The organism is Pseudactinotalea sp. Z1739, from assembly GCF_049725055.1.
In the GTDB taxonomy this organism is placed as follows: Bacteria; Actinomycetota; Actinomycetes; order Actinomycetales; family Beutenbergiaceae; genus CALKWS01.
The window spans coordinates 234341-258077 of sequence record NZ_JBMPQA010000005.1 but is presented as its reverse complement, the minus strand read 5'-3'; the positions used below and the strand labels follow the sequence as shown (position 1 = coordinate 258077).

The 23737-nt window shown below is 71.7% G+C and carries 21 protein-coding genes; 12 read left to right on the top strand and 9 right to left on the bottom strand.

Annotated elements, in window-relative coordinates; all coding sequences use genetic code 11:
* Positions 1 to 30: 30 nt before the first annotated feature.
* On the bottom strand, positions 31 to 1221 hold the full coding sequence (locus ACO0LV_RS08935) for a YlbL family protein (RefSeq protein ID WP_424787540.1): 1191 nt from the start codon (positions 1219 to 1221) through the stop codon (positions 31 to 33).
* 110 nt (positions 1222 to 1331) lie between these two features.
* On the opposite strand from ACO0LV_RS08935, the gene ACO0LV_RS08930 reads away from it, so the two are divergent.
* Positions 1332 to 2831: a zinc-dependent metalloprotease gene (locus ACO0LV_RS08930; protein WP_424787539.1), complete on the top strand. Its 1500-nt coding sequence runs from the start codon at positions 1332 to 1334 to the stop codon at positions 2829 to 2831.
* A gap of 118 nt (positions 2832 to 2949) precedes the next feature.
* Complete coding sequence (locus ACO0LV_RS08925; protein ID WP_424787538.1) at positions 2950 to 3966, top strand: hypothetical protein; 1017 nt, start codon at positions 2950 to 2952, stop codon at positions 3964 to 3966.
* 14 nt (positions 3967 to 3980) lie between these two features.
* Here ACO0LV_RS08925 and ACO0LV_RS08920 read toward each other — a convergent pair whose 3' ends face one another.
* The 3 genes from ACO0LV_RS08920 to ACO0LV_RS08910 form a co-directional block, all read right to left on the bottom strand.
* Entirely contained in the window at positions 3981 to 4337 is a 357-nt protein-coding gene (locus ACO0LV_RS08920) for a WhiB family transcriptional regulator (RefSeq protein ID WP_424787537.1), read from the bottom strand.
* 117 nt (positions 4338 to 4454) lie between these two features.
* A complete protein-coding gene (locus ACO0LV_RS08915; protein ID WP_424787536.1) occupies positions 4455 to 4640 on the bottom strand; it encodes a hypothetical protein in 186 nt (61 codons plus the stop codon).
* A 156-nt stretch (positions 4641 to 4796) separates the two neighbouring features.
* Positions 4797 to 6842: an ATP-dependent DNA helicase UvrD2 gene (locus ACO0LV_RS08910; protein WP_424787535.1), complete on the bottom strand. Its 2046-nt coding sequence runs from the start codon at positions 6840 to 6842 to the stop codon at positions 4797 to 4799.
* A gap of 148 nt (positions 6843 to 6990) precedes the next feature.
* Here ACO0LV_RS08910 and ACO0LV_RS08905 point away from each other — a divergent pair, with 148 nt between their 5' ends.
* From ACO0LV_RS08905 to ACO0LV_RS08895, 3 genes are all read left to right on the top strand, one after another.
* Positions 6991 to 8211, top strand: a complete 1221-nt coding sequence (locus ACO0LV_RS08905) for a sensor histidine kinase (RefSeq protein ID WP_424787534.1) — start codon at positions 6991 to 6993, stop codon at positions 8209 to 8211.
* Entirely contained in the window at positions 8208 to 8873 is a 666-nt protein-coding gene (locus tag ACO0LV_RS08900; protein WP_424787533.1) for a response regulator, read from the top strand. The genes ACO0LV_RS08905 and ACO0LV_RS08900 overlap by 4 nt, the downstream gene beginning before the upstream one ends.
* Positions 8874 to 8960: 87 nt before the next feature.
* Positions 8961 to 9983 carry a hypothetical protein gene (locus tag ACO0LV_RS08895; RefSeq protein ID WP_424787532.1) on the top strand — a complete coding sequence of 341 codons (1023 nt, stop codon included), beginning with the start codon at positions 8961 to 8963 and terminating at the stop codon, positions 9981 to 9983.
* On the opposite strand, the gene ACO0LV_RS08890 is transcribed toward ACO0LV_RS08895, so the two are convergent.
* Positions 9984 to 10859 carry a sigma-70 family RNA polymerase sigma factor gene (locus ACO0LV_RS08890; RefSeq protein WP_424787531.1) on the bottom strand — a complete coding sequence of 292 codons (876 nt, stop codon included), beginning with the start codon at positions 10857 to 10859 and terminating at the stop codon, positions 9984 to 9986. It abuts the gene before it with no gap.
* Between the two features lie 78 nt (positions 10860 to 10937).
* Here ACO0LV_RS08890 and ACO0LV_RS08885 point away from each other — a divergent pair, with 78 nt between their 5' ends.
* From ACO0LV_RS08885 to ACO0LV_RS08860, 6 genes are all read left to right on the top strand, one after another.
* Entirely contained in the window at positions 10938 to 11258 is a 321-nt protein-coding gene (locus ACO0LV_RS08885; RefSeq protein ID WP_424787530.1) for a response regulator transcription factor, read from the top strand.
* Positions 11259 to 11379: 121 nt separating this feature from the next.
* Positions 11380 to 11766, top strand: a complete 387-nt coding sequence (locus ACO0LV_RS08880) for a DoxX family protein (RefSeq protein WP_424787529.1) — start codon at positions 11380 to 11382, stop codon at positions 11764 to 11766.
* Positions 11767 to 12016: 250 nt separating this feature from the next.
* On the top strand, positions 12017 to 12463 hold the full coding sequence (locus ACO0LV_RS08875; RefSeq protein WP_424787528.1) for a DUF6069 family protein: 447 nt from the start codon (positions 12017 to 12019) through the stop codon (positions 12461 to 12463).
* Positions 12464 to 12562: 99 nt separating this feature from the next.
* On the top strand, positions 12563 to 13147 hold the full coding sequence (locus tag ACO0LV_RS08870; protein ID WP_424787527.1) for an NAD-dependent epimerase/dehydratase family protein: 585 nt from the start codon (positions 12563 to 12565) through the stop codon (positions 13145 to 13147).
* Between the two features lie 11 nt (positions 13148 to 13158).
* Positions 13159 to 13593 (top strand): hypothetical protein, encoded by a 435-nt coding sequence (locus tag ACO0LV_RS08865; RefSeq protein ID WP_424787526.1) that lies wholly within the window; start codon positions 13159 to 13161, stop codon positions 13591 to 13593.
* 174 nt (positions 13594 to 13767) lie between these two features.
* Entirely contained in the window at positions 13768 to 13989 is a 222-nt protein-coding gene (locus tag ACO0LV_RS08860) for a mycoredoxin (protein WP_424787598.1), read from the top strand.
* Between the two features lie 30 nt (positions 13990 to 14019).
* Here ACO0LV_RS08860 and ACO0LV_RS08855 read toward each other — a convergent pair whose 3' ends face one another.
* Together ACO0LV_RS08855 and nudC are read right to left on the bottom strand one after the other, a co-directional pair.
* Positions 14020 to 14604, bottom strand: coding sequence for a GNAT family N-acetyltransferase (locus ACO0LV_RS08855; protein ID WP_424787525.1), 585 nt, complete (start codon positions 14602 to 14604; stop codon positions 14020 to 14022).
* A gap of 128 nt (positions 14605 to 14732) precedes the next feature.
* Positions 14733 to 15773 carry an NAD(+) diphosphatase gene (nudC, locus tag ACO0LV_RS08850; RefSeq protein WP_424787524.1) on the bottom strand — a complete coding sequence of 347 codons (1041 nt, stop codon included), beginning with the start codon at positions 15771 to 15773 and terminating at the stop codon, positions 14733 to 14735.
* Between the two features lie 100 nt (positions 15774 to 15873).
* Here nudC and ACO0LV_RS08845 point away from each other — a divergent pair, with 100 nt between their 5' ends.
* Complete coding sequence (locus ACO0LV_RS08845) at positions 15874 to 17244, top strand: phosphotransferase (protein WP_424787523.1); 1371 nt, start codon at positions 15874 to 15876, stop codon at positions 17242 to 17244.
* A gap of 40 nt (positions 17245 to 17284) precedes the next feature.
* Here ACO0LV_RS08845 and ACO0LV_RS08840 read toward each other — a convergent pair whose 3' ends face one another.
* Together ACO0LV_RS08840 and ACO0LV_RS08835 are read right to left on the bottom strand one after the other, a co-directional pair.
* The gene (locus ACO0LV_RS08840; protein WP_424787522.1) at positions 17285 to 20491 is read right to left on the bottom strand and encodes a UvrD-helicase domain-containing protein; all 3207 of its coding nucleotides are present in this window, start codon (positions 20489 to 20491) and stop codon (positions 17285 to 17287) included.
* Positions 20488 to 23718, bottom strand: a complete 3231-nt coding sequence (locus ACO0LV_RS08835) for a PD-(D/E)XK nuclease family protein (protein ID WP_424787521.1) — start codon at positions 23716 to 23718, stop codon at positions 20488 to 20490. The genes ACO0LV_RS08840 and ACO0LV_RS08835 overlap by 4 nt, the downstream gene beginning before the upstream one ends.
* Positions 23719 to 23737 lie beyond the last annotated feature (19 nt).

Below are 23737 nucleotides of genomic sequence, written 5' to 3'. Positions count from 1 at the left end.
ACCCGAGCGCGGCCCTGCCCTGGCGCCGGCTCAGGTCGGCTCGAGGTGCTCCCAGTCGGCGCAGCCGGGCAGATCGTCGGTGTTGCCCGCGGCGATCGACTCCACGGCGCTGCGAGCCTGCTCCAGCGTGTCCACCGCGATCACCTGCAGGCCGGTGGGGATGTGACCCACCACCTCGGAGCAGTTGAGCGCGGGGGTCAGGAAGTAGTCGGCGCCGTCGTCCACGGCCCCGATCATCTTCAGACCCACGCCGCCGATCGGGCCGACCCGCCCGTCCAGGCTGATCGTGCCGGTGCCGGCGATGGAGTGCCCGCCGGTCAGGTCCTCTGGGGTGAGCACGTCGATGATGCCCAGGGCGAACATCAGGCCGGCGCTGGGTCCGCCGACGTTGTCGATCGCGATGCTCACCTCGACTGGCATGTCGAAATCGGCGTTCAGGAAGATGCCCAGCTGGCTGCGGCCCCGACCGTCGTCGGTGGTGATGATCGGTAGCGTGACCTCCTGCCCATCGCGTTCCACCAGCAGTCGCATCTCCTCCCCCGGCGGGGTGGCCAGCAACGGCACGGACAGATCGGCGTAGGTCTCCACCTGCGCCACCTGCTCCCCGGGGGCCTGGATGCCCAGGATCAGGTCGCCCTCGGCCACCACACCCTCGGCGCCGGTCCCCGGGGCAGCATCGACGACCTCCAGGACAGCGGGCACCTCGAAGCCCACATCCGTCAGTGCCGCTACGGTGGCATGCTCCTGGGAGGTGATCATCTGCTGGGCCGCCAGTTGATCCCGTTGCTCCTGCGTCAGGTCGGGATCGATCGCGGCCTCCAACGGCTGCACCATCTGGTTCGAACTCCAGTACCCCACGATCACGTTCGCTGCCCGCACCGGGTAGCCCGGCCCCCCGGAGGTGACCACCGTGGTGAGGCGCAACTCCCCCGCGGCCGGGTGCGCCCGGCCGCCCTCGATACTGATCAGGGTCGGCTCGCCGTCGCCCACCTCATCGGAGTCACCCTGGTCCGCCGGCCGATGCCCGGCCAGGGTGTTGAACGTGGGACCTGCCCCCTGCACCGCGTAGGGCAGCGGCAGCACCAGCATCGTCCCGAGCAGCCCGAAGGTGGCCACGCCGGAGATCAGCATGGTGACGAACCGCGGGGTGAAACTGACCCATCTCAGGCGTCGGCGGCGCCGCCGGGGCTCGTGCTCGGCGCGGAAATTCAGGTCCGTCATGCCCACTATCTTCCCTCGAGTCTGGATCGCACCGCGCCACCGACTGCGCCCAGAGCGAAAGGGTGGCCCGGTGATTCGGTGATCGGGCGTACCTGTGATTACCGTTGACCATGAGCGAACAGCCCTCAGGCGCAGAGCAGTGGCGACGCATGCTGGAGTCCATGCTCGGACCGGACGCCGCCGCGGAGGCGATGCGCGCCCTGGAGTCCAGCGGGATGGACCTGTCCCGGTTGGAGTCGATGCCGGGCATGCCCTCGGACCCGAGCCAGTTCGCCGCCGCCATGGCGCAGATGCGCCAGGTCCTGTCCGCCGACGACGACGGCGGTAGTTCGGACTGGAAGGTCGCCCACGACGTGGCCCGCCAGGTCGCCCACCTGGGCGGGGATCCGGCGGTCTCGGCGGCGCAGGCCGAAAGTGCCCGCCGGGCGCTGCAGGCGGCGGACCTGTGGCTGGACGTGGCCACCGACCTACCGCCCTCCGGTGGGCCGCAACAGGCGGTCTCCAGGGCCGAGTGGGTCGAGCGCACCCTGCCGGTGTGGCGTCAGGTGGCAGACCCCGTGGGTGTCTCGGTGGCTCAGGCGCTGGCCACCACCATGGGCACCGATGGCCCCGGCCTGCCCGAGGGTCTGGATCCGGCGGCCGCCGGACTGCTCGGTGGTGTGGACATGGGCGCGATGGTCCGCAAACTCGGCCGGCTCTCCTTCGCGATGCAGGTGGGCCAGGGGGCGGGCACCCTGGCGCGCGAGGTCTTCGGTGCCACGGACACCGGGTTGCCGCTGTTGACCGACCCGGCGGTGCTGCTGGTGCCGGCGAACCTGGACGCCTTCGCCGAGGACCTGGACGTGCCCACCGATGAGGTGTGGCACTTCCTGGCTGTGCGCGAGGCCGCACATGCCCGTCTGTTCACCCACGTGCCGTGGTTGCGCTCGCAACTGCTCAACGCGGTGGAGCAGTACGCGCGCGGGATCGAGATCGACCTGCGCCAACTCGAGGACGCCGTGCGCGACATCGACCCCACCGACATGGAGCAGTTGCGCTCGGCCCTGGCCGGCGGGATCTTCTCCCCCGAGCGCACCGAGAGTCAGGACCGGGCGCTGAGCCGGCTGGAGACCATCCTGGCCCTGATCGAGGGCTGGGTGGAGGAGGTCACGGCCGCCGCGGTGGCCCCGCACCTGCCGCACGCGGTCCCGCTGCGGGAGATGCTGCGTCGTCGGCGGGCGGCCGGTGGACCGGCCGAGGACACCTTCCGCACCCTGGTGGGGTTGGAGTTGCGGCCGCGCCGTGCTCGGGACGCGGCGCTGCTGTGGGCGGCGGTGACACGGGAACTGGGCGCCGCCGAGCGCGATGAGTTGTGGTCCCATCCCGACGTGTTCCCCACTGCCGAGGACCTGGACGATCCGGGTACCTATCTGAGCCGGCGCGAGAGTTCCCGGGCTGAGGGAGCCGACGTCGACGAGGCCCTGGCCATGATGCTGGAAGGCAACCTGGGCTACTCCGAGGGTGCGCGTGAGCACGATGCCGCCCGCGCTGCCGGCTCTGCCGCTGCCGAGAGCGCCGGGAGCCCGGAGCAGGCCGAGCCGGAGGACGATGAGAACCCCGAGCGCGGCTGAGCAGCCCCGACCCTGAGGGTTTCATCCACAGGGTTCATCCACAGATCGACCGGTGGCCCGGCAATAGATGGGCGGGTGTGCGAACCTCGGCGAACGAGTCGTTCGAGAGGTGGCCATGATGTGGATCAGACCCGGTTTCGAGGTGTATTGGCGCGCTCCCGGCTCCAGCCAGATCGGGTTGGATCCGCGCTGCGCGCTCTTGCTGGACGGGCTGTCCGGCGGTGAGCAGCGTCTCCTGGAGCGCCTCTCCGAGTGCGCCGGCCCCGAGGAGCTGCGGGCTCATGCTCGGGACCTGGGCGTGCCCGCACGACAGGTGAAGGCCCTGCTCGATCGGTTGCGGACGGCCGGGTACGTGCTCGAGGGCCCGGCCCCGGGTCTCCACCCGAGCCTGGTCACCGATCCGGACCAGGGCTACTGGCACCGGGCGGCGATGGCTGGTCACACCCGGCCGTCCGACCGCTCCGATGCGGTGGTGGCCGTGCACGGGCTGGACCCGCTCGGGCTGCGGCTGGCCTGCGCGCTCACGCACGCCGGTGTGGGCGCGGTCCTCCTGCATGACGAACGACGGGTGCGTCACAACGACGTCGGCGGCGGGCTCTACCGCGCCGGCGACGTCGGCCGGATGCGCCAGGACAGCGCCACCGCCGTGCTGCGCGGCATCGACCCGAAGGTCCGGACCCGCCGCGGGCCGGGCACCGACGCCGATGTGGTGGTGCTGGTCCGCGCCGGCGTGGCCGATCCGGTCGACTATCGCGACCTGATGCGTCAGGATGTCTGCCACCTGCCCCTCCTGGCGCGGGAACTGGATGTGGTGATCGGCCCGCTGGTGCGCCCCGGCGAGGGCGTCTGCCTGCGGTGCCTGGATCTGCACCGTTGCGATCGGGATCCGCGCTGGCCGGCGGTGGCCACCCAAGCCACCACCCGTGCCGCACCGGCCGCGGAGACGTCGTTGGCCTGGCTGGGTGCCGCACTGGCCGCCCATCAACTGCTGGCGCTGGTGGACGGCCGCGACACCCTGGCCGACACCTCCCTGGAGGTGTCGGCCTGGGACCCGGTACCGGTGCAGCGCCGGTGGCGAGTGCACCCGCAGTGCGGGTGTTCGGCAAGCGCGCTGCTCCCAGCCGTTGCCGGCTGAGGGTCCCGGCTACCTCACGCCGCGGGCGTGGACCGGTGCCGGGCGGTGGCGGGCCGGTCGGTCTTGCGAGGACGGCCACGGCCGCGCTTGCGGGCCACGATGACGCCGTCGACGAAGACCTCTCCGCCCCAGACGCCCCACGGCTCCCGGCGGGACACCGCCCCCGCCAGGCACTCGGCCTTGATCGGGCAGGTCTGGCACATGGCCTTGGCCTTCTCGACCTGCGCCGTGCCCTCGGCGAACCACAGGTCCGCGGTCTCCAGGTCCTGGCAGGGCAGGGTCAGGTCAGCCTCGGTGGGCAACGGCAGGCTGTCGAGGGGCCAGTTGGTGGACGATCCCGACGGGTGGTCGAGAATCGATGTGTACTGCACGAGATGCTCCTGAGCGATTGTGATGGTCAGCCGGGTCGGCAACCGCACTTGTCACGACTGACAAAGGGCCGCGAACCCATCGGGGCTTCGCGGCGAGAGAGCGCTCTGCTCGGAGAGTTACCCGATGGCCGCGAGGCCGGTGAAGTTGGGGTCGGTATCCGTGGTGCCGGGAGTGGCGAGGCCGGAGCCGGCGTAGCCGGACGTGGCACCCGGGGCAAGATCGGCACGGAGACGCGCGAACGCGCTTACCGGTGCAACGTGCACGGTCCGGCAGATGCCGGTCGCCGTGGTCATGGTCTTCATCTGGGTGCTCACCTCCTCGGTGCTCAGGAACCGGGTGTGCTGGCTAGGCGCGGTTCGGCGAATCAGGAACGTGTTACAGAGTAGGGGTGCCCGGGATGCCTGCCCAGTCTTTTTCCGAACTTCCTGACAGTTGTCATCTCCGCCTACTGCCGGCTGTCAGGACCGGGCAGGTCGATCACCACGGACCAGGGCCAGGATGGTGGCCCCGTAGGCCTCGATCTTGGTGGGGCCGATCCCGCGCAGAATGGCCAGTTGCCGCAGATCCTTGGGGCATGCGGCGGCGATCGCCACCAGGGCCGCGTCGTGCAGGATGGTGAAGGCGGGTTTGTCGGTCTCGGTGGCGACCTCGGCCCGCCACGTGCGCAGGCGTTCGAAGACCTCCGGATCCGCCTCGGCAGCCGAAACCTGCTCGGCGACCTGACGCCGTCGTCCCGCCCTGGACAGGGTGTGCTTGCCGCGGGCGCGCTGCGCCGGTTCGGCCGCCGGCCAGATGCCGTCCAGGAACCGGGAGGTCTTGCGGCTCGACCGACCCCCGGCGTTGCGGGCCAGGGCATAGGACAACTGCAGGTGCTCCCGGGCACGGGTGATGCCCACGTAGAGCAGACGGCGTTCCTCGTTGATCGCCTCGATGCCCTCGGCCAGTGAGATCGGCATCAGCCCCTCGCACATGCCGACCAGGAACACCGCGTCCCACTCCAGGCCCTTCGCGGCGTGCAGGGAGGCCAGGGTAACCCCCTCCACGGTGGGAGCGTGTTGCGCGCTGGCACGCTCGGCCAGTTCGGCCACATATTCGACCATGTCCGCCTGCCGGGTGCGAGCCAGTTCGTCGGCGAGCGCGACCAGGGAGTTGAGCGACTCCCACTTCTCCCGCACCGCGCCCCGGGCGGCCGGCGGCTCCGGGGTCCAGCCGGCACTGGCCAGCACATCACGCACGGTCTCGGGCATCGTGGCTTCCCCGGGTGCCCGGGCCGCCCCGCGCAGCAGCACGATCGCCTCGCGGACCTCGGTGCGGGAGAAGAACCGTTCCCCGCCCTGGACCAGATACCCGATCCCGGCCTGGCTCAGCGCCTGCTCGTAGGCCGGTGCCTGGGCGTTGGTGCGGTACAGCACCGCGATCTGACTCGCCTTGACGCCGGTGCGGATGAGTTCGGCGGTGCGGGCTGCCACCCCAGCGGCCTCGGCGTCGTCGTCGGGATAGGTCTCGAACCGCACGGCTGGCCCGCTGGGCCGTTGTGCGATGAGTTCCACCGCCGCGCTGGAGCGAGCCTTTCCGGCCCGGGCCAGCACGTTGTTGGCCAGGGACACCACCTGCGGGGTGGACCTGTAGTCGCGGGCCAGGGTGATCACCCTGGCCTTGGGGTAACGCCGGGAGAAGTCGGTCAGGTAGGCGGGGGTCGCGCCCGTGAAGGAGTAGATGGTCTGGGAGACATCACCCACCACGCACAGTTCGGCGCGATCACCGAGCCAGAGTTCCAGCAGTCGCTGCTGCAGCGGGGAGACGTCCTGGTACTCATCGACCACGAAGTGCCGGTACTGCCGGCGCACGGTGGCGGCGATCTCGGGTTGCTCGGCCAGGATGCCCACGGTCAGCAGTAGCACGTCCTCGAAGTCGATCACCCCGCGTTCGGTCTTGACCTGCTCGTACACGCTGAGCAGCCGGGCGATCGTGGTGGGATCCTGACCGGCGATGTCCTGGCGGCCCTGGGCTGCGGCGACACGGGCGTAGTTCTCCGCCGTGATCATGGTGACCTTGGCCCACTCCACCTCCCCGGCCAGGTCCCGGATCATGAGCCGGTCCACCTCCAGGCCGAGCCGGCCGGCTGCCTCCCCGATCATGGAGGCCTTGTGCTCGGCGATCCTGGGCACCGACCCACCGATCGCCCGGGGCCAGAAGTAGGACAGTTGCCGCAGCGCCGCGGCGTGGAAGGTGCGGGCCTGCACGCCACCCACGCCCAGGTCACGCAACCGTGAGCGCATCTCACCCGCCGCCCGGGCGGTGAAGGTCACCGCCAGTACCGCGGTCGGGTTGTAGGTGCTGGTGAGCACGCCGTGTGCGATCCGGTAGGTCACCGCGCGGGTCTTGCCGGTGCCGGCGCCGGCGAGCACGCACACCGGGCCGGTCAGTTGCTCGGCAACGGCGCGCTGGTCGGGGTCGAGGGCGTCGAGCAAGGCCTCGACGTCGGTACGGGTGCTCATCGTCATCGATTGTCCCAGGCGCAACCGACACGGGGATCCGTATCCGCCGACGCAGGTCGGGGCCGGGCTCCGGCGGCGGCCTCTTGCCACACCCACGTGGGTCGGCGACTTCGACCCTCGCGCCGCGCCGACCACGTGCGGCAGACTGCCTCTCATGGCCGTGCCCCGGGCTCTGACCCCGCTGACCAGTGCCGCGACACTGCGCTGCGGGGTCTACCTCGTCATCGGAGGCCTGGTCGCGGCCGCGTACGGTCTCCTGGCTGCCGGGTTCGTGCAGATGTTCCGCGACCCAACGCTGGGACGTCCGGTCATCGTCACGCTCGCCGCGGTCACGGCGGTGATCGTGCTGGTCCCGCCGTTCCTCCATCCCGTACGCGTCCTCCAGGTGAACGCCGCGCGCACCCTGCTCGACACCGACATCGCTGACGCCCCCGGCCGGGGGCGAGGCGCGGTGGCGCGCGGGTTCGTGTGGTTCCTGCTGCACCTCGCCACCGGAGCCCTCGCAGCGCTGTCGCTGCTCACCGCGATCCCGTTCGCCGTGAGTCTGATCGCCTGGCACCTCGGCTCGAGCGCACTGCAGGGTGCGCTCGGGCCGCTCGCCGACATCCCCGCGCTGCTCGCCGTCGTCCTGGCGGTCGTGTTCCTCCTCGTGCCGCCCTACCTCATCTGGACCCTGCGGGCGCTGCTGCGCACGTCCGCGCCGGTGCTGCTCGGACCATCGGCGCAGGACCGGATCGCCCGCCTGGAGGCCGACAAGCGCGAGCTCGCCGCCCGCAACGCCCTGGCCCGCGACCTGCACGACAGCGTCGGCCACGCGTTGACCGTGACGACGTTGCAGGCGGCCGCGGCCGAGCGTGCCCTCGGCCGCGACCCGGAGTTCGTCCGCTCGGCGCTCGGGGCCATCGGCGCGACGGGCCGCGAGGCCGTCGCCGAGCTCGACCGGGTCCTCGGCGTGCTGAGAACGGGTGCACCGCCGCCTGCCGATGAGGCCGCCGCTCACGACCGCGGGCTTTCCCAGGTCCCCGCTCTCGCCGAGGAGGCACGCGCGACCGGGGCGCGCGTCGCGCTCGTCCTTCCGCCGGATGCCGACGGTGCGGTCTCTCGCACCGTCTCGCGCGAGGCCTACGCGGTCGTGCGCGAGGCGCTCACCAACGCGCTGCGCCACGGCGACGGAACCATCGAGGTGCACGTCGAACTCGCCGAGCGCCACCTCATCCTCACCATCCGCAACGGGCTGCGCGACCTCACCCGGGGATCGGGCCGGGGCCTGATGGGCATGCAGGAGCGCGCCGAAGCCCTGGGTGGCGTGCTGACTTCGGGCCGCCGGGACCGCGAGTGGCACGTCGACGCGGCGCTCCCCCGGGAGGTGCCATGACCGTGCGAGTGCTGCTCGTCGACGACGAGGCCCTCGTCCGCAGCGGACTGCGGGTGATCATCGACGGCGAACCGGACCTTGAGGTGGTCGGCGAGGTCGCCGACGGCGCCGACGTGCCTGCCGCCGTCGCCGGGTCGGGCCCCGATGTCGTCCTCATGGACGTGCGGATGCCTGGGCTCGACGGGATCTCGGCCACCCGTGCGCTGCGGGCGCACGGCGACCGGACGGGCGCCCGCCAGCCCCGTGTCCTGGTGGTCACCACCTTCGAGAACGACGACTACGTGCTTGAGGCCCTGCGCGCCGGCGCCGCGGGCTTCATCCTCAAACGGGCGCACCCCGACCAGGTCCTGGAGGCGATCCGGGTCGTCGCCCGAGGCGACGCACTGCTGTTCCCCGACGCCTTGCGCCGCCTCGTCGCCACCACGTCCCCGGCCACGGGTGGCGACCGGTTGGCGCGGGCCGGGCTCACCGCACGGGAGTCCGACGTGCTCCGGCTGATGGCGGCGGGCCGGTCCAACGCCGAGATCGGCGCCGACCTGTTCCTCGGGGTGGAGACGGTCAAGACGCACGTCGGCAACCTGCTCGCCAAGCTCGGGGTACGCGACCGCACCCAGGCGGTGGTCCTCGCCTACGAGTCCGGGTTCGTCCGACCGGGCGGCTGAACGATCCCTCCTGCGAGGGAAGCGGTCCGGCCACGTCCACTCCGACGGGGGATCCGTACGAGCAGTCGTCGGAGCGATCGTTGGCGCATGCGCACCATCACTGCCACCGCCCTGTACTGGCTTCTGCTCGCCCTCGGCGCCCTGGTCGCCGTCGTCAGCGGCGCCGAACTCGCCATCGGAGACCACCACCCCGTACCCGAGTACGCCCTCGCCGGGCTGCTGCCCCGGTCGGTGCTGCTCGTCGTCGTCGCCGTCCTGGCCCTGGTGCTCGCCGCGACCACCGCGACGACGGCAGCCGCGGCGCGGTCCGCCGCGCCACGGGCCGCAGCCGTGCCGGCCGCGCTGATGGCAGGAGCCGTCTCGACGGCGCTCCTGGTCGTACTCACGATGAGCGCCGACCTCCTCGCCCTGGCCGGCTACCTCCCGTTCGCCCTGGTCATGGCCGTGTTCGACGAGGGCTGGCGGGTGGACCTGCTGAACGTGCTCAACCACAACCTGTTACTCCAGTTGATGATCCTGGTCGGGGTGTTCCTGTGGGGCGCTGCCGCGAGGCAGTACCTGCGCAGCCGGCCCCGTGCCCTCCCGGGCTGGGCGCGTCCCGAAGTCGCTGCCAGGTGGGGGCAGGCGGCTACCGTCGTCGCCGTCATCCCGCCGCTCGTCTACGCGGCCACGCGCGTCGCCTGGATCGTCTACCCGCTCGGCTTCGACCGTGCGCAATGGGAGGCGGCGCGGGCCACCGGCGACCTGTGGTCCGGTGTCTGGCTCGGCGTGTTCGCCGCGCTCGGTGCGGTGCTCACGCTGGGCCTGGTGCAGCGCTGGGGTGAGGTCGTCCCCCGTTGGGTTCCGGGTCTGGCCGGGCGGCCGGTCCCGGTGGCCCTGGCCGTCGTGCCCGCGAGCCTCGTCGCGCTGATCATCCTGCCGGCCGGCATCTCGATGATCCGCCAGTTCGGCGGCGGGGCCCCGATCGACTTCATCGCCGGCTGGGCGGCCTACGGCCCCATGGTCCTGTGGCCGTTGTGGGGGGTGGCGCTCGGGGTAGCCACCCTCGGCTATGCGCTGCGCCGCCGCGGCACGGATACCGCTGAGGTGCCCGCCAGGGGCGGTGTCTGACTACGCCTGGGGCGGTGCCGGCAGGTCCATCGCTGCCAGGCGGACGGGATCGACCAGCGCCACGACGTCCACGATCCGCCCGTCGGCCACGGTGCAGGACATCACGCTGAGCGGCTTGCCGCTGCGTCCCCAGAAGAGGACGCCCGGCTCCCCGTTGACCAGGACCCGGCGCGGGACGACCGCTGCGCGCCGGCCACGCCGGGCCGCAGCCATGACCTCGGTGGCGCCGAGATGCACGATCGTGCCCCGCGGCGTGCACGAGCGCCAGGTCACGTCGGGGTCGAGCACCTTCAGAAGCCCCTCGAAGTCCCCCTCTCGCGCCGCGGCGACGAAGGCGTCGACCACCTCCCGCTGCTCCTGGCGCTTCGTTGTGGTCCGAGGTGCGCCCCGGACCTTCCGGCGCGCACGGCTGGCGAGCATCTTGGCCGCGTCGGTGGACTTGCCGAGGATCTCGCCGATCTCGGCGAACGAGACGTCGAAGACGTCGTGCAGCACGAAGGCCAGACGTTCCTCGGGCCGCAGAGTCTCCAGAACCACGAGCAGCGCCAAGCCGACCGAGTCCGCCAGGACCGCACTGTCCTCGGGTGTGTCGTCGTCGTCCTCGGTGACGACGAAATCCGGGAGTCGGGCGTCGTAGGACGCCTCCGGCCTGGCCCGGCGCGAGCGCAACACGTCCAGACAGACCCGGCCCACCACCGTGGTCAACCACCCGGCGAGGTTCTCGATGGCGTCGGCCTCCTGGCGCGCCAGGCGCAGCCAGGCCTCCTGCACGGCGTCCTCGGCGTCTGCCCGGGAACCGAGCATCCGGTGGGCCATCGCGATGAGGCGCTCGCGCTCGCGCTCGAACGCCTCGGTCCAGGCAGCGTCTGGGCTCATCGGGGTTACCTTCCGTGGTCGAGATCCGTCATAGGTATGACGAGCCCGCAGGGGCTGAGGTAACACGAGGGAGGATATATGGACACCGCTCCATCCCGGTTGGAACCGGAAGCCGCGGCCGGCGCGCACCGGCGCCGCCTGATCCGGACGGCGCATCAGGGCCGCCAGGGTCTCGCCGCAGGCAGGCAGAGCACCGGACCCGCCGGCCGGCTGAGCGTCCGTGAGCTCGAGGTCCTTCGACTCGTGGTCGAGGGCCGTGCGAACCGGGAGATCGCCGGCGACCTCTTCCTCTCACCCCACACCATCAAGAGGCACGTCGCTCACATCCTCGACAAGCTTGACGCCGGCAACCGCACCGAAGCGGTGGCCCGCGGCCGTGACCTCGGACTACTCGGCTGACCCACGGGGCGCCCAGGAAGTCATCGGGCCAGCGTCTGGAGTCGTGACAGTTACCTTCCGCGGCCGCAATACGTCATGGGTAGGTCGAGCCCGCAAGGGCAGGTAACACCGAGGAGGAGATATGCACATTGCTCTGTGGATCGTGGGCGGGCTCCTGGCGGCCGCCTACCTGACCGGGGGCACCAGCCAGGTGCTGATGTCGAAGGAGAAGTACCGCTCATACGGGGAGAGCCAGCACTGGGTCGACGACTTCACCTCCGGACACATCAAGGCCATCGGCACTATCAAGATCGTGGGCGCTGTGGGCCTGGTCCTGCCGGCCGCGGTGAACGTCGCGCCGGTGCTGGTCCCGGTGGCCGCGTGCGGACTGATGCTGGTGATGGCCGGCGCCGCCACGACCCGGTTCCGCCGCAGCGAATGGAAGTTCCTGATCGGCGACCTCGTGTTCTTGTCCCTCTTCGCCTTCGTGGCGTGGGGGCGCTTCAGCCTCGAGCCCTTCGGCTCGTGAACCGTGCGAGGCGATCGCTCCGATCCCACGCCACCACCCGACCGGCCGACGCCGGCATGAGGGTCGTCATCGGCTCCCGCGACCTCTACCAGCCGGTTCGGCGCCTCCCGTCCTGGCAGAAGTGGTACCCGAATGGCTCTTTCGGGCGATGCCGCGCGGTCGAGGGACGTCGGAGGATTGACATCACATCCAAAACCCCTGCGTCTCGTTGCAGACGTGCCGCCGTCCATCCGAACTCGGAAGAAGATCAATGTCTGGTTCCACTCCCGCATCCACGTCCACGGAGTCCGACCGCCGCTCCAGGAGTCCCGCACTCGTGACCATCGCCTGCATCCTCATTGCCACCGCAGCGAACCTGGGCCTCTATGCCATCGGACGGGCCACCGACGCGGCGCTGCGAATCGATCCCGGTGCTGGTGAGGCCAACCACCTGATCATCCCCGGCGACGTGGCGTGGAAGACAGCCGTACCGCTCGCGCTCGGCGCGCTCGTGCTGGCCCTGCTCGCACGGCGCTCCCGTCGCTGGACGACCATCGCGATCATCGCCGGCGCCGTCGCCGTCCTCATCACCATCCCGTTCGTCCTCATCGGCGCACACGACCTCACCACCGGTCTCCTGCTCGCGGGCATGCACACGATCGGTGGACTCGCGTACATCCTGATCGGAAAAGCCGTCCGGCCGAACGCGACGCCGTGAGCAGCACGGGGCTGGGCGGGCATGTGCGCGCGGGTCGGCGGTCACGCTGATTCCTCGACCACTTCCGGCCCGCATTGCCCACGTCACCGAGGAGGAAACATGCGAGTGCTCATCGCCGGAGCCAGCGGCGTCATCGGACGCCAACTCACTCCCATGCTCCAGGAGGAAGGACACGACGTCGTCGGGCTCGCCAGGGCCGCCTTCCCGTCATCGGCGCGCGTGGTCCAGGCGGACGCGCTGGACCTCGACGCCGTCGTCCGCGTCGTCAGCGAGACCCGGCCCGACGTCATCGTCAACATGCTCACCGCAATCCCGGGACAGTTGGATCCGAAGCGGTTCGCCGAGCAACTCGAACTGACCAACCGTCTGCGCATCCAGGGCACGAGCAACCTCATCACCGCCGCAGCGGAGGTCGGCGTCCGCCAGTTCCTGTCCCAGGGCCTGGCCTTCGCCTACGATCCGGGCGGCGAGGGGCCAGCGAGCGAGGACGCCCCGTTGTTCGCCGGAGCCCGGCGAGTACCGACGTTCCTCGCCCGGTGGGCCATCGGGCCGTGGGGTGTGGCCTTCATGACCGCGCTCCGCGGAGCGGCCAACGACCGCGCCAGGCGCATCCTCGGGTGGCAGCCAGCGTTCGCCTCGTGGCGTACGGGCTTCACCGCCGAACTACGCAGCACAGCGAGATAGGAGACCCGCAGTTGAGTTTCGAGGCACGCACGATCCAGCAATTCAGCGTCCACGACGTGCCGGAGTGGCTACAGGTTGGCGACCACCGGGCCTACGTCGGCTACATCGCGGACGAACCAGAGGGGTCAAACCTGGGGCTGGCCTACATCCGCTTCCGGCGAGGGGTGAGATTCGAGTTCCTCTGGGCCTACGACGAGGTTGCAGTGGTGACCATGGGCAGTCTGACCGTGCGAATCGGCGAGGAGGCCCTCACCGCCACCGTCGGGGAGTCGCTCTACATGCACGCTGGCGTGCGTGGCACCTTCGACGTCGACGAGGACGTGGAGGCGTTCTGCGTCCACTACCCCACCGACGCCCAGGCCGGCCGTGAGTGGCAAGGCGATCAGCGACTCCCGGCCGAAGACGAGATCAGACTGGTGTCGATCGAGGAGGTGTGGGGGCGGTGACCGCCGGCTCGGGACACCCCGCTGGGGCAAGCGGGACGCGCAGTTCATGGTGTGTGCTACCCCACCGGGGCACCGCGCGGGTGCGGGGTAGCATCGAATCCAGTCCAGTCACCGGTTTGTCGACGGGAGTACCTCGTGAGCAGCACCACCCCACCCCAAGCAGGCAGCACCACCATGTTCAGCACCACCTGGTGCGGCTACTGCAGGCGACTGAAGTCGCAGATGGACCGGGAGGGGATCCCCTACACCGAGGTCAACATCGAGAACGATGAGGACGCGGCCGCGTTCGTGATGACGGCCAACGAGGGCAACCAGACCGTACCCACGTTGCTGTTCCCGGACGGATCCACGGCCACCAACCCCTCCCTGGCCGAGGTCAAGGAACGGATCGCCTGAGCCCGGCACAACCGGCGACTGCGCCGGGCGTTAGCGCCGTAGGTCCAGGCGCATCAGCACGCGCGGGAAGCCACTCAGCACCGAATCGGTGCCGGCGGTTCTGGTGAACCCGGCGGCCTCGAACGCGGCCCGGGTGCCCGCGTAGGCCATGGACTGGTCGACTTTGGCGCCCTTGTTGTCCAGCGGGTAGGCCTCGATCACCGGGGCATCGTTCGCGCGGGCGAAGTCCACCGCGCCGGCGATCAGGTGGTGGACGATCCCCTGCTTACGGTGACCGGGACGCACCCGCAGGCACCACAGGGACCACACATCCACCGCATCGACCGCATCGAGGTGCGGGATCTTGCGGCTGCGGGCGAAACTCGTGTTCCGGCGCGGAGCCACTGCGGCCCAGCCCACCACGTCCGCGCCGTCATAGGCGAGGACGCCGGGCGGCGGATCCTGGGCGACGAGGTCTCGGACCAGGTCGACGCGGTCCTGGCCCCGTAGCGCCCGCTCTGCGGCGGTGAGTCTGCGATGACTCAGGCACCAGCACACCTCGGCGCCGGGACGTCTGGGGCCAACCATCGTGGCCACGTCCTCGAAACGGGTGGCGGCTCGCACCTCGACAGCCATTGCCCGATTCTATCGCCCAGGGCCCAGCGACAGCCAGGCCGAACCCGAGCGCGCGAACCCGCTCGCACCGGCACCGGGCGATGCGTGTATCGCCCGGCCCCGGATCCGCAAGGGACGCCCGGAGCCGCCTACGTCGGCAGCGGCCCGCCGTACCACTGGGCGATGAGGTGGTGGGCGATGGAGGTGGCCCGCGGCAACACCACGTCGCCATCGGTCACGGCCCGGGCGAGTGCGGTTCGGCTGAGGAACATGGCCTCGGTGACCTCCACGCCGTCGGGCGTCACCTCGGTGGTCCGGGCCCGCCCGCTCATGCCCACCATCAGCGAGGCCGGGAAGGGCCACGGTTGCGAAGCCTGATAGGTCACCTCACCGACGAGCACACCGGTCTCCTCAGCGACCTCGCGGCGCACGGCGGCTTCCAGGGACTCCCCCGGCTCGACGAACCCGGCCGGTACTGAGAACCGTGTGGGCGGCCACGCGGCACCGTGGGCCAGGAGCAACCGGTCGTCGTCATCGGTGATCGCCATGATCACCGCGGGGTCGGTGCGGGGGAAGTGCTGGGATCCGTCCACGCTGCACCGGCGCACCCACCCGGCCTCGCCCACCGCGGTGGGCCCGCCGCAACGAGGGCAGTACCGGTGGGTGCTGTGCCAGTTCGCCAGCGCCACCGCCTCGGTGGCGAGTCCGGCATCGCGGGCGGGGAGTCGCCAACCCACGTCCCGCAGGTGGGAGCGGCGGGCGCCCGGCGCGCCCTGCGGGTCATCGGTGCGGCGGGAGATCTCCTCGGCCCAGTCGCTCACGCCGGTGGCTTCGGGGTGGACCTGGGCCAGGTAGGCGTGCTCGGTGTCGCGCCCCAGGTAGAGGAGCACATCCTCGGTGCCGACGCCGGTGGTGGGTACCGGGGTTGCCCCACCCGGGGCGGCCGGGCCCCCGGCACCGGCCGCGCCGCCGGCACCATCGGGTGCCTCAGGTGCGTCAGCGCCACCGGTGCCGAGCGGGGCGGTGAACATCAGCGCGTCATCGGATCCGGTGAGCACATCGCCACCGATGAGGTGCAGGACCCGGGTGGAGGGCAGGTCCAACAGGCGGGCGATCAACCCCTCCCGGACGCGGCCGAGGCCGTCGCGGTCCACTCCGGAGCGAGAGAGGGGCAGGTCGTCTGAGCGCACCCCTCCACGGTAGACGGCCCCGCCGGCTCGCGCCGCCATAGCGGGACACACCGGGCGCCTCACAGGGCCGGCGCCCGCCGGTGGGCATACCGTGGGGAGGGTGTCGACCAGTCCCCGTTCGCCGCTCGCGTTGGCGGCCCTGGCCACCGTAGCCATCCCCGGCCTGGACGTGGTGGCCACCCGGCCCCCGCACCACACCGGGGCCGGCTTCGACGTCGCCTCCCTGATGGACGCCCAGGGCCGGCGCTGGACGGTGCGCGCGCCCCGGAGCACGGTCGCCGGTGCCGCGCTGGAGGCCGAGGTCGACCTCCTGGCCGTGCTGGCCCAGGCAGTGGACAACGAGTTGCTGCCCTTCGAGATGCCCCGCCCGGCAGGGTTCGCGGCCCTGCCGGAGGGGGGCCGTGCGATGGTCTACCGGGAACTGCGCGGCCGCCCGCTGCAGGTACAGGCGGTTTCGGCGGCCCTGGCCCGGCGGCTCGGGCAGACCCTCGCCCGGATCCACGACCTGGACACTGCTGTGGTGGCCGACGCCGGTCTGCCGGTCTACGACGCCGAGTCCTACCGCACCCGGAGGCTGGCCGAACTCGATGAGGCCGCGCGCACCGGGCACGTCCCGACCGATCTGCTGCGCCGGTGGGAGCGCGCGCTGGAGGATGTCCGGTTGTGGAAGTTCATCGCCACACCGGTGCACGGGGACCTCGCCGGAGAGCACATCCTGGTAGACGATGACGAGGTGACGGCGATCCTGGACTGGGCCGACGCCCGGGTAGCCGACCCGGCCGACGACCTGGCCTGGTTGATCGCGGCCGCGGCGCCGGAGACCGGCGATGCGATCCTGGCCGCCTACACCCAGGCACGCGGGGACCGGACCGATGAGTTCCTGGCGGCGCGGACGCTGCTGGCCAGCGAACTGGCACTGCCCCGTTGGCTGATGCACGGGGTGCGCACCCGGGACAACTCCGTCATCGACGACGCCATCGACATGCTCACCGATCTGGACCGTGCGGTCGCCGACGCCGACCCGATCGGTCAGGTGCCGGTGGTCAGCACCGACTGGGTGACCGGACCGGTGCCGCTGCGCACCGACGGCGCCGGTGCCGAGGACGACCTCGACGGCGGCACGGACGGTACGGGTGGCGACCTCGATGACACCCGCGACACCGCGGAGGCCGCGGGTGCCGCTGCAGAAGCCGGTGCCGACGATCCGCGGTTCGCCGCCTATGCGCACGCGGAGGACATGGACTACGGGACCGCCGGGATCGACGAGCCGACGGTCGAAGGTGGCATCCCGGTCAGGAACGACGACGGCGGCCACGACCGCAGCAGGCGCGACGACGGCACCGGGGTCCTCGCAGACGCGCCGGAGACCGCCGACGTCCCCGCGCCGGACCCGATCGAGCCGGACTATGATCGCACCGATCCCGACCGCGGCGGCGACGACGCCCCCACGGGCCAGTTCCCCTTGCGCTGAGGACCCTGTGCTGCCCTCGGGCTGAGCACGGCCGCGCCCATCAGGCGGGGGGCTGGAGCAGATCCTCCAGTTCGGCCTCGGTGAGTTCGGCGGCGTCGACGGTACGGTTCTGGGCGACGTAGTGCAGCGATGCCTGCACGGTCTCGATCGGAACCTGGTGCAGACGCGCCCACGCGAGGCGGTACAGGCCCAACTGCACCTGGGTGGCGTGGCGCGCGGCGTCATCGTGCGGTGGGGCGCCCGTCTTCCAGTCCACCACGTGCACCCCGTCGGTGGTGGGGAAGACGGCGTCGATGCGGCAGCGCACCGCCACCTCCCGGATCAGGATCTCGATGTCGACCTCTACCGCCACCGGTGTCCGGGTGGACCAGTCGGAGTCCAGGAACGCCTGGCGCAGTGCTGCCAGTTCCTGATCGGGCCCTTCCTCCTCCGCCCCTGGCAGCAACTCCCAGTCCAGCAGTGTGCGCGCCCCGAAGTACTGCTCCACCCAGGCGTGGAACTGGGTGCCGCGCCGGGCGGACCCGCTGGGGCGGCGCGGCACCGGGCGGCGGCGGTGGCGCCAGAACTGCGGCGCGTCCCGGGCCAGTTCCACCATCGCCGAGGCCGACAGGTGCTCGGGCATCGTGACCTGGGCCGGGTCGACGGCGTCCCGCTCGGCGAGCAGCAGTTCGGCGTCGGCCCACCATCGGCCGGCCTGGGAGGTGGTGGGCACGGACTGCTCCCGCTGATCAGCGCCGTCCCAGATCTGTTCCCACGCGGTGGCCACCGCGTGGGCGGGTCGGGGCCAGGTCGCGACCTGGTCGGCGTCGGTGCGCGGGTTCTCTGGGTGCGCGCTTGCCGTGGGCCAGTTCGGGCCGGGATCGGCGAGACCGTCCTGGACCAGTGGCTTCAGGAACGGCGAGGGGACCGAGACCCTCTTGCGGGTGCCCCAGAAGCAGGAGGTCAGGATCAGCACGTGTCTGGCCCTGGTCATCGCGACGTAGGCCAGCCGCCTCTCCTCGTCGAGCAGCCGCTCGCCCTCCTCGTGGCAGAACTGCGTGCGCGCCTGCCGTAGCTCTTCGATGGTGCCGGCGCCCTGGATCGGTAGGTCCGGCAACCAGTCGTGGTCCCCGCGCAAGCCGTAGGGCAGGGCGCGGACGTTGGTCAGCCACCCGGGGTTCAGGTAGTGAGCGTCCTTGTTCGGGGCCAGCGTGGGGAAGTCACCGGTGTTCAGGCCCGCCACCACCACGGTGTCCCACTCCAAGCCCTTGGAGGCGTGCACGGTCATGATCTGGATGGCCGTGGGGTCGGGTTCGGCGACCATGAGGCCCAGTCCCCGTTCCTCCTCCTCCACCGCATCCAGGTAGGACAGGAAGGCGCCCAGGCCGGGTTCCTCCGTGCCCCCGGTGAAGGAGGCCGCCGCGGTGGTGAAGGCGTCGAGGTTGCGCCGGGCGTGTGCGACGGAACCGGGTACGTGCGCGATCACCTCGATGTCCAGGCCCAGGATCTGCTCGGTGGTGGTGACCAGTTCGGCCATGTCCAGGTGGGTGAGCGCCCGGATCCGCCGGATCTGCCCGGACAACCGGCGCAGCCGCTCCCGAGCCTTCCCGCTCAGGGTACGGCCGTGGCGATCGGTCCAGGTGCCCCGGGGCAACCGGTCGACCGCCTCGACCAGACTCGAGCGCTCGTCGGCTTCCAGAACTTGATCGGCCTGCGGCTGCGCCGCCTGCCCGGACTCCTCGGGCCGGCCCCGGGTCTGGGCGGCGGCCCACTCCCACAGCACGGCCAGGTCCGCCGCACCCAACTGCACACTGGGGCCGGTGAGCAGGCGCATCATCGCATCGCCGCGGGACGGGTCGTGCGCCACAATGAGGGCCGCACGGATGTCGGCTACCTCCGCAGTGGCCAGCAGCCCTCCCAGGCCCACCACCTGGCAGGGCAGCCCGGCGGCCAGCAGCGCCTCCTCGATCAGGGGGAACTGGGAGCGCTTCCGGCACAGCACGGCCGCCGTCGCCGGGGCCTCGGGGTCATCGGACCAGTGCCGGGTGAGGACCTGCGCGATCCGGGCGGCCTCCTCCTCCACCGTCTCGGTGCAGTGGGCCAGCACAGTGCCGCGACCTGCTGCCGGGGAGGGGCGCAACGGCGGTACCATGGTGGCCGCGGCGCCGCTGCGCAGTGGTTCGGCGATCCGGTTGGCCACCGACAGGATCGCGGTGTCGTTGCGCCATGCGGTGCTCAACGGGGTGACCGCGGCCGGTTGCCCGTCGCCGGCCCGGAAGTGCTCGGGAAAGGACAGCAGGGTTCCGGCCGCTGCCCCGCGCCACCCGTAGATCGCCTGGTTCGGATCCCCCACCGCGGTGACCGGGTGGCCGCCACCGAACAGGGCGGTGAGCAACTGCACCTGTGCCACCGAGGTGTCCTGGTACTCATCCAGGAGCACCACGGGGTACCGAGTGCGCTCCAGTGCCCCGACCTTGGGGACGGCCCGGGCGATCCGCGCCGCCATCCGCACCTGGTCGCCGAAGTCCACGACGCCCTCACGCTCCTTGCGTGCGCCGAACTCGGCCACCAGTTCCATCAGTCGGGCGCGCAGGTCCAGCGATGCGGCGATGTCGCTGACCTCCCTGACCATCTTGCCCGAGACCGCGAGCAGGTCCTGGGCCTGGGCCCGCAGTTCCTTCGCCGTCTCCGCCGGCTCCAGCCCGTGCTCGGCCAGCTCGGCAGCCAGGGAGGTGACGGCGTCCACCACCGTGCTGCCCGCGTAGCCGGTCTCCAGGTCCCGCGGCCAGGTACGCACGATCTGTTCGGCCAGTTGGAACCGTCCCGCGTCGCTGATCAGCCGGACGTCGGGGTCCAGTCCCATGCGCAGGGCGTGGTCGGTGAGCAGGCTGGCCGCGTAGGAGTTGTACGTGGCGATCCGTGGCTGATCCTCCAGGCTCACGCCCGGGCCCACACCGGCTTCTGATAGTTCGTGCAGCCGGCTGCGGATCCGCTGCGATAGTTCCGCGGCGGCCTTGCGGGTGAACGTCAGCCCGAGCACCGAGCCCGGTGGCACCAGCCGGTTGGCGACCAGGTAGACCACCCGAGCAGCCATGGTCTCGGTCTTGCCGGAGCCGGCTCCGGCGACTACCAGCAGGGGTTCCAGGGGTGCCTCGATGATGCGGGCCTGCTCGGCGGTGGGCGGATGGTGGCCGAGCAGTCGGGCGATCCGGGCAGCACTGTGCGTCACCGGCACCGCACCGGCCGAGGCGACCTGCGCCGTCGTCATCGGACCGGCTCCACCCGGGCGCCGGAGGGGAAGGCGGGGCAGGAGGAGCGCACCGGGCAGCGCGGGCAGTGTTCGTTCGGCCGGGCCTCGAACGTGCCCGAACGCAAGATCCTGCCCGCATCGGCCAGCAGGTGATGCGCCCACCGCGGGTCCTCGGCCTCGGCCAGTGGGGGCTGGTAGCGGACGGTGGCGGCCTTGGCCTTGGTCCCGGGATAGACCAGCGCTGCACCCGCGCTGCCCACATCGCCGAACGCGCCCGCCTCGGTGGCGACCTGGTAGGCGCCCAGTTGGGGGTTCGTGCGGGCCTTCGCCACCGACTCCGCGGTAGCGCCGGTCTTCAGGTCCACGATTCTGACCTGACCCTGGCCCACATGCTCCACGCGGTCCACCCGGCCGCGGAGCCGTACCTGGTCGAGTTCTGCGGTGAAGGCCACTTCGACGTCCACCGGGCCGGGCCGGGTGGCCATGTACTCGCACAGCCGGGTGATCATCGAATCCGCACGGGCACGCTGCGCCGTGGCCATCCAACCCTCCGCCAGGCCGAGGTCGGGCCAGCGACGCTCCAGCATCTGCCGCATGCCGGCCTCATCGCCGTCGGGGTGGGCGGCCGCGATCTCGTGGATGAGGTTGCCGAGTTGCTGAGCGTCGGAGACTCCGGGTTCACCGCCGTTACGGGTCAACACCCACCGCAGCGGGCAGGTGGTGATCTGCTCCACTGCCGAAGGTCCGATGGTGGGCACCTGGTCCTGCGCCAGGAGGGGGGCTTCGGTGGTGGGGGCGAACAGGGCTCCCCACCGGCTCGGGTCGGCTTCGGTGACACCGTGCTCGGCCAGATGGGACAGTACGGCCGCGGCCTCGGAGGCCTGCGCAACCTCGGCGGGTGTCGGGGCCGGCTTCTCGGAGCCGACCCCTGAGGTGCCGGCGAGCACCGGGCGCAGCGCGGCCCGCAGTTGCCCCACCAACCCGCGCAGGTCCAGCGGGGGCGGCACCGCCGTCGTCTCGTGATCGGTGCCCGGTGTGAGCAGGTCCAGGAACATCGAGGGCCGCTCGTCCTCGTCCAGGATCGCCGTCACGTACAACAGCCGCCGGGCGCGCGAACAGGCCGAGATGAACGCCCGCAACTCGCCATCGGCGACGTCGCGGCGGGCCCGGCGCATCCGGGTGGCCTCATCCTCCCCGCGCACTTCACGTGCTGCGGCCAGGTCGGCCAAGTCCGCCGAGCCGAGCAGGGTGTCGCGGATCCGCAGATCCGGCCAGACGTCCTCCTGCACACCGACCACCGCCACCACCTCCCACTGCCCGCCGGCGGCCCCGGCGGCGGTGTGCACCGCCACCGCCTCGGCCTGGTGGCCGCGGGCGGCGAGGGTGTCCGCGGGGAAGTCCTGGGCCATCAGATGCTCCACGAACGCGCCCGGGGAGGAGTAGGCGGTGCGGTCCATGAACTGCTCAGCCGCTCGGAACAGTGCCAGCACCGCGTCCAGGTCCGCGTCAGCCCGGTCCGCGCCGACGCCACCGGACAGCGCCTGCTGCTGCCAGATGCCCGCCAGCCCGGTGGCCTCCCATGCCGCCCAGAGCACCGTCTCCGCGGTTGCCTCGGGATCGGTCACGGCATCCCGGGCAGCGCTCAGCACCCGGGCCACCCCGGCGGGACCGCGACGATACCGGGCGGGCAGTTCGCCCGCGGAGTCAGGATCGGACAGCACATCCAGAAGCGCCTCGGCGGAACTGCGGGTTCCCCCCTCCTGGCGTTCCCGGGCGCGCAGGTACCGCCGCAACCCCCGCAGCGTCACCGGGTCCAGGCCCCCGATCGGGCTGCTCAGCAAGTCGATGGCGGTGGGCAGGTCCAGTTCCCCGGCCAGTGCGGTGCGGAGTACCGCCAACAGCGGGCGGACCGCGGGTTCCTCACGCAGCGGCCGGTCCGCGGGCGCCACCGCCAGCGGCACTCCTGCGGCACGCAAACCCCGCCGGATCGACCCCAGTTGGGCACTGGAGCGTGCCACCACCGCCATCTGTGACCACGGCACCCGGTGATGCAGCCGCGCAACCCGCAACTGGCGGGCCACGAATGCGACCTCCTGCGCCGGACTGCCCAACACGGCTGTGCGCAACCCGCGCGGTGGGTGGTCTGCGTGATCGTCCTGCCCCGGAGCCTCCCGGCGGACGCCGGCCGCTAGTACCGGTAGCGCGCGCGTGAGTCGGCGCACGGAGTCCCGCACCGACTGACCGTGGCGCCACACCCGGTCGAGCACATGCTCGGTCGCACCCCAGGCCGCGTCCGCGGCGAATGCGGCCGAGTCCGCGCCGCCGGGTCGGGGCGGCGGTGCGGCCGCAGTGGACAGGAGCGCCGGCACGCCACCGCGGAAGGACTGCACCGCGGCATCGGCGTCACCGAGGACGACCAGGCCGGCGCCGTCGTCACCCAGCGCCCCCAGAAGTCGGGCCGTGGCCAGGGTCGCGTCCTGGTAGTCGTCGTGGACCACCAGGGACCACCTCGGCCGGTCCACCCCGGGCAGGTCCCGATCCCAGGTGAGCAGGGCACTGACGGCTTCGTCGACGATCCCGGCCGCGTCATACCGCGCGCCACGGTCCGGGGTGATCTGACCCAGGGCCATCACCTGGGTGTACTCGGTGAGGACCTGTCCGGCGCCCACCCATTCCAGCCGGTCGCGGGAGCGGCCCAGCTCACTCAGTTCGGCGCCACTGAGGCCCGCCTCGGCGGCGCGCATCAGCACGTCGCGCAGTTCGTTACGGAAGGCCTGCAGTCCCCAGGTCTGCGGGCCCACACCCTCGGGCCAGGTCGCCGGGCGGCCCTCCCCCTGGGCGTGCCCGGCGAGCAGTTCGGCGAGCACCTGGTCCTGTTCCGGTCCGGAGATCAGCGTGGGTGCCGGCTCGCCCAGGTGACTGGCGCGCAGCCGCAGGATCGCGAACGCCAGGGCCGCCGGAGTGCGTACCACCGCCTCATCGAGCGTGCGGCCGATCCGGCGGGTGACCTCGGTGCGAAGGTCCGCGGCGCCGGTGCGGGTGGGCACCAGCAGGATGGGTCGCTCCCCCGCCAACGCTGCGGTGACCGTCAGAGCCACCGCCAGGTGCGTCTTGCCCGAGCCCGGCGCACCGTGCACGACGTGCCGCCCGCCGTCGGCCACCGCCCGGGCGACACGGCGCTGGGAGACGTCCAGGCTCGGCACGCCGGAGCCGACGGCGGCACGAGTGAACACCGGGGAGGACATGGCCCCATCCCATCATCTC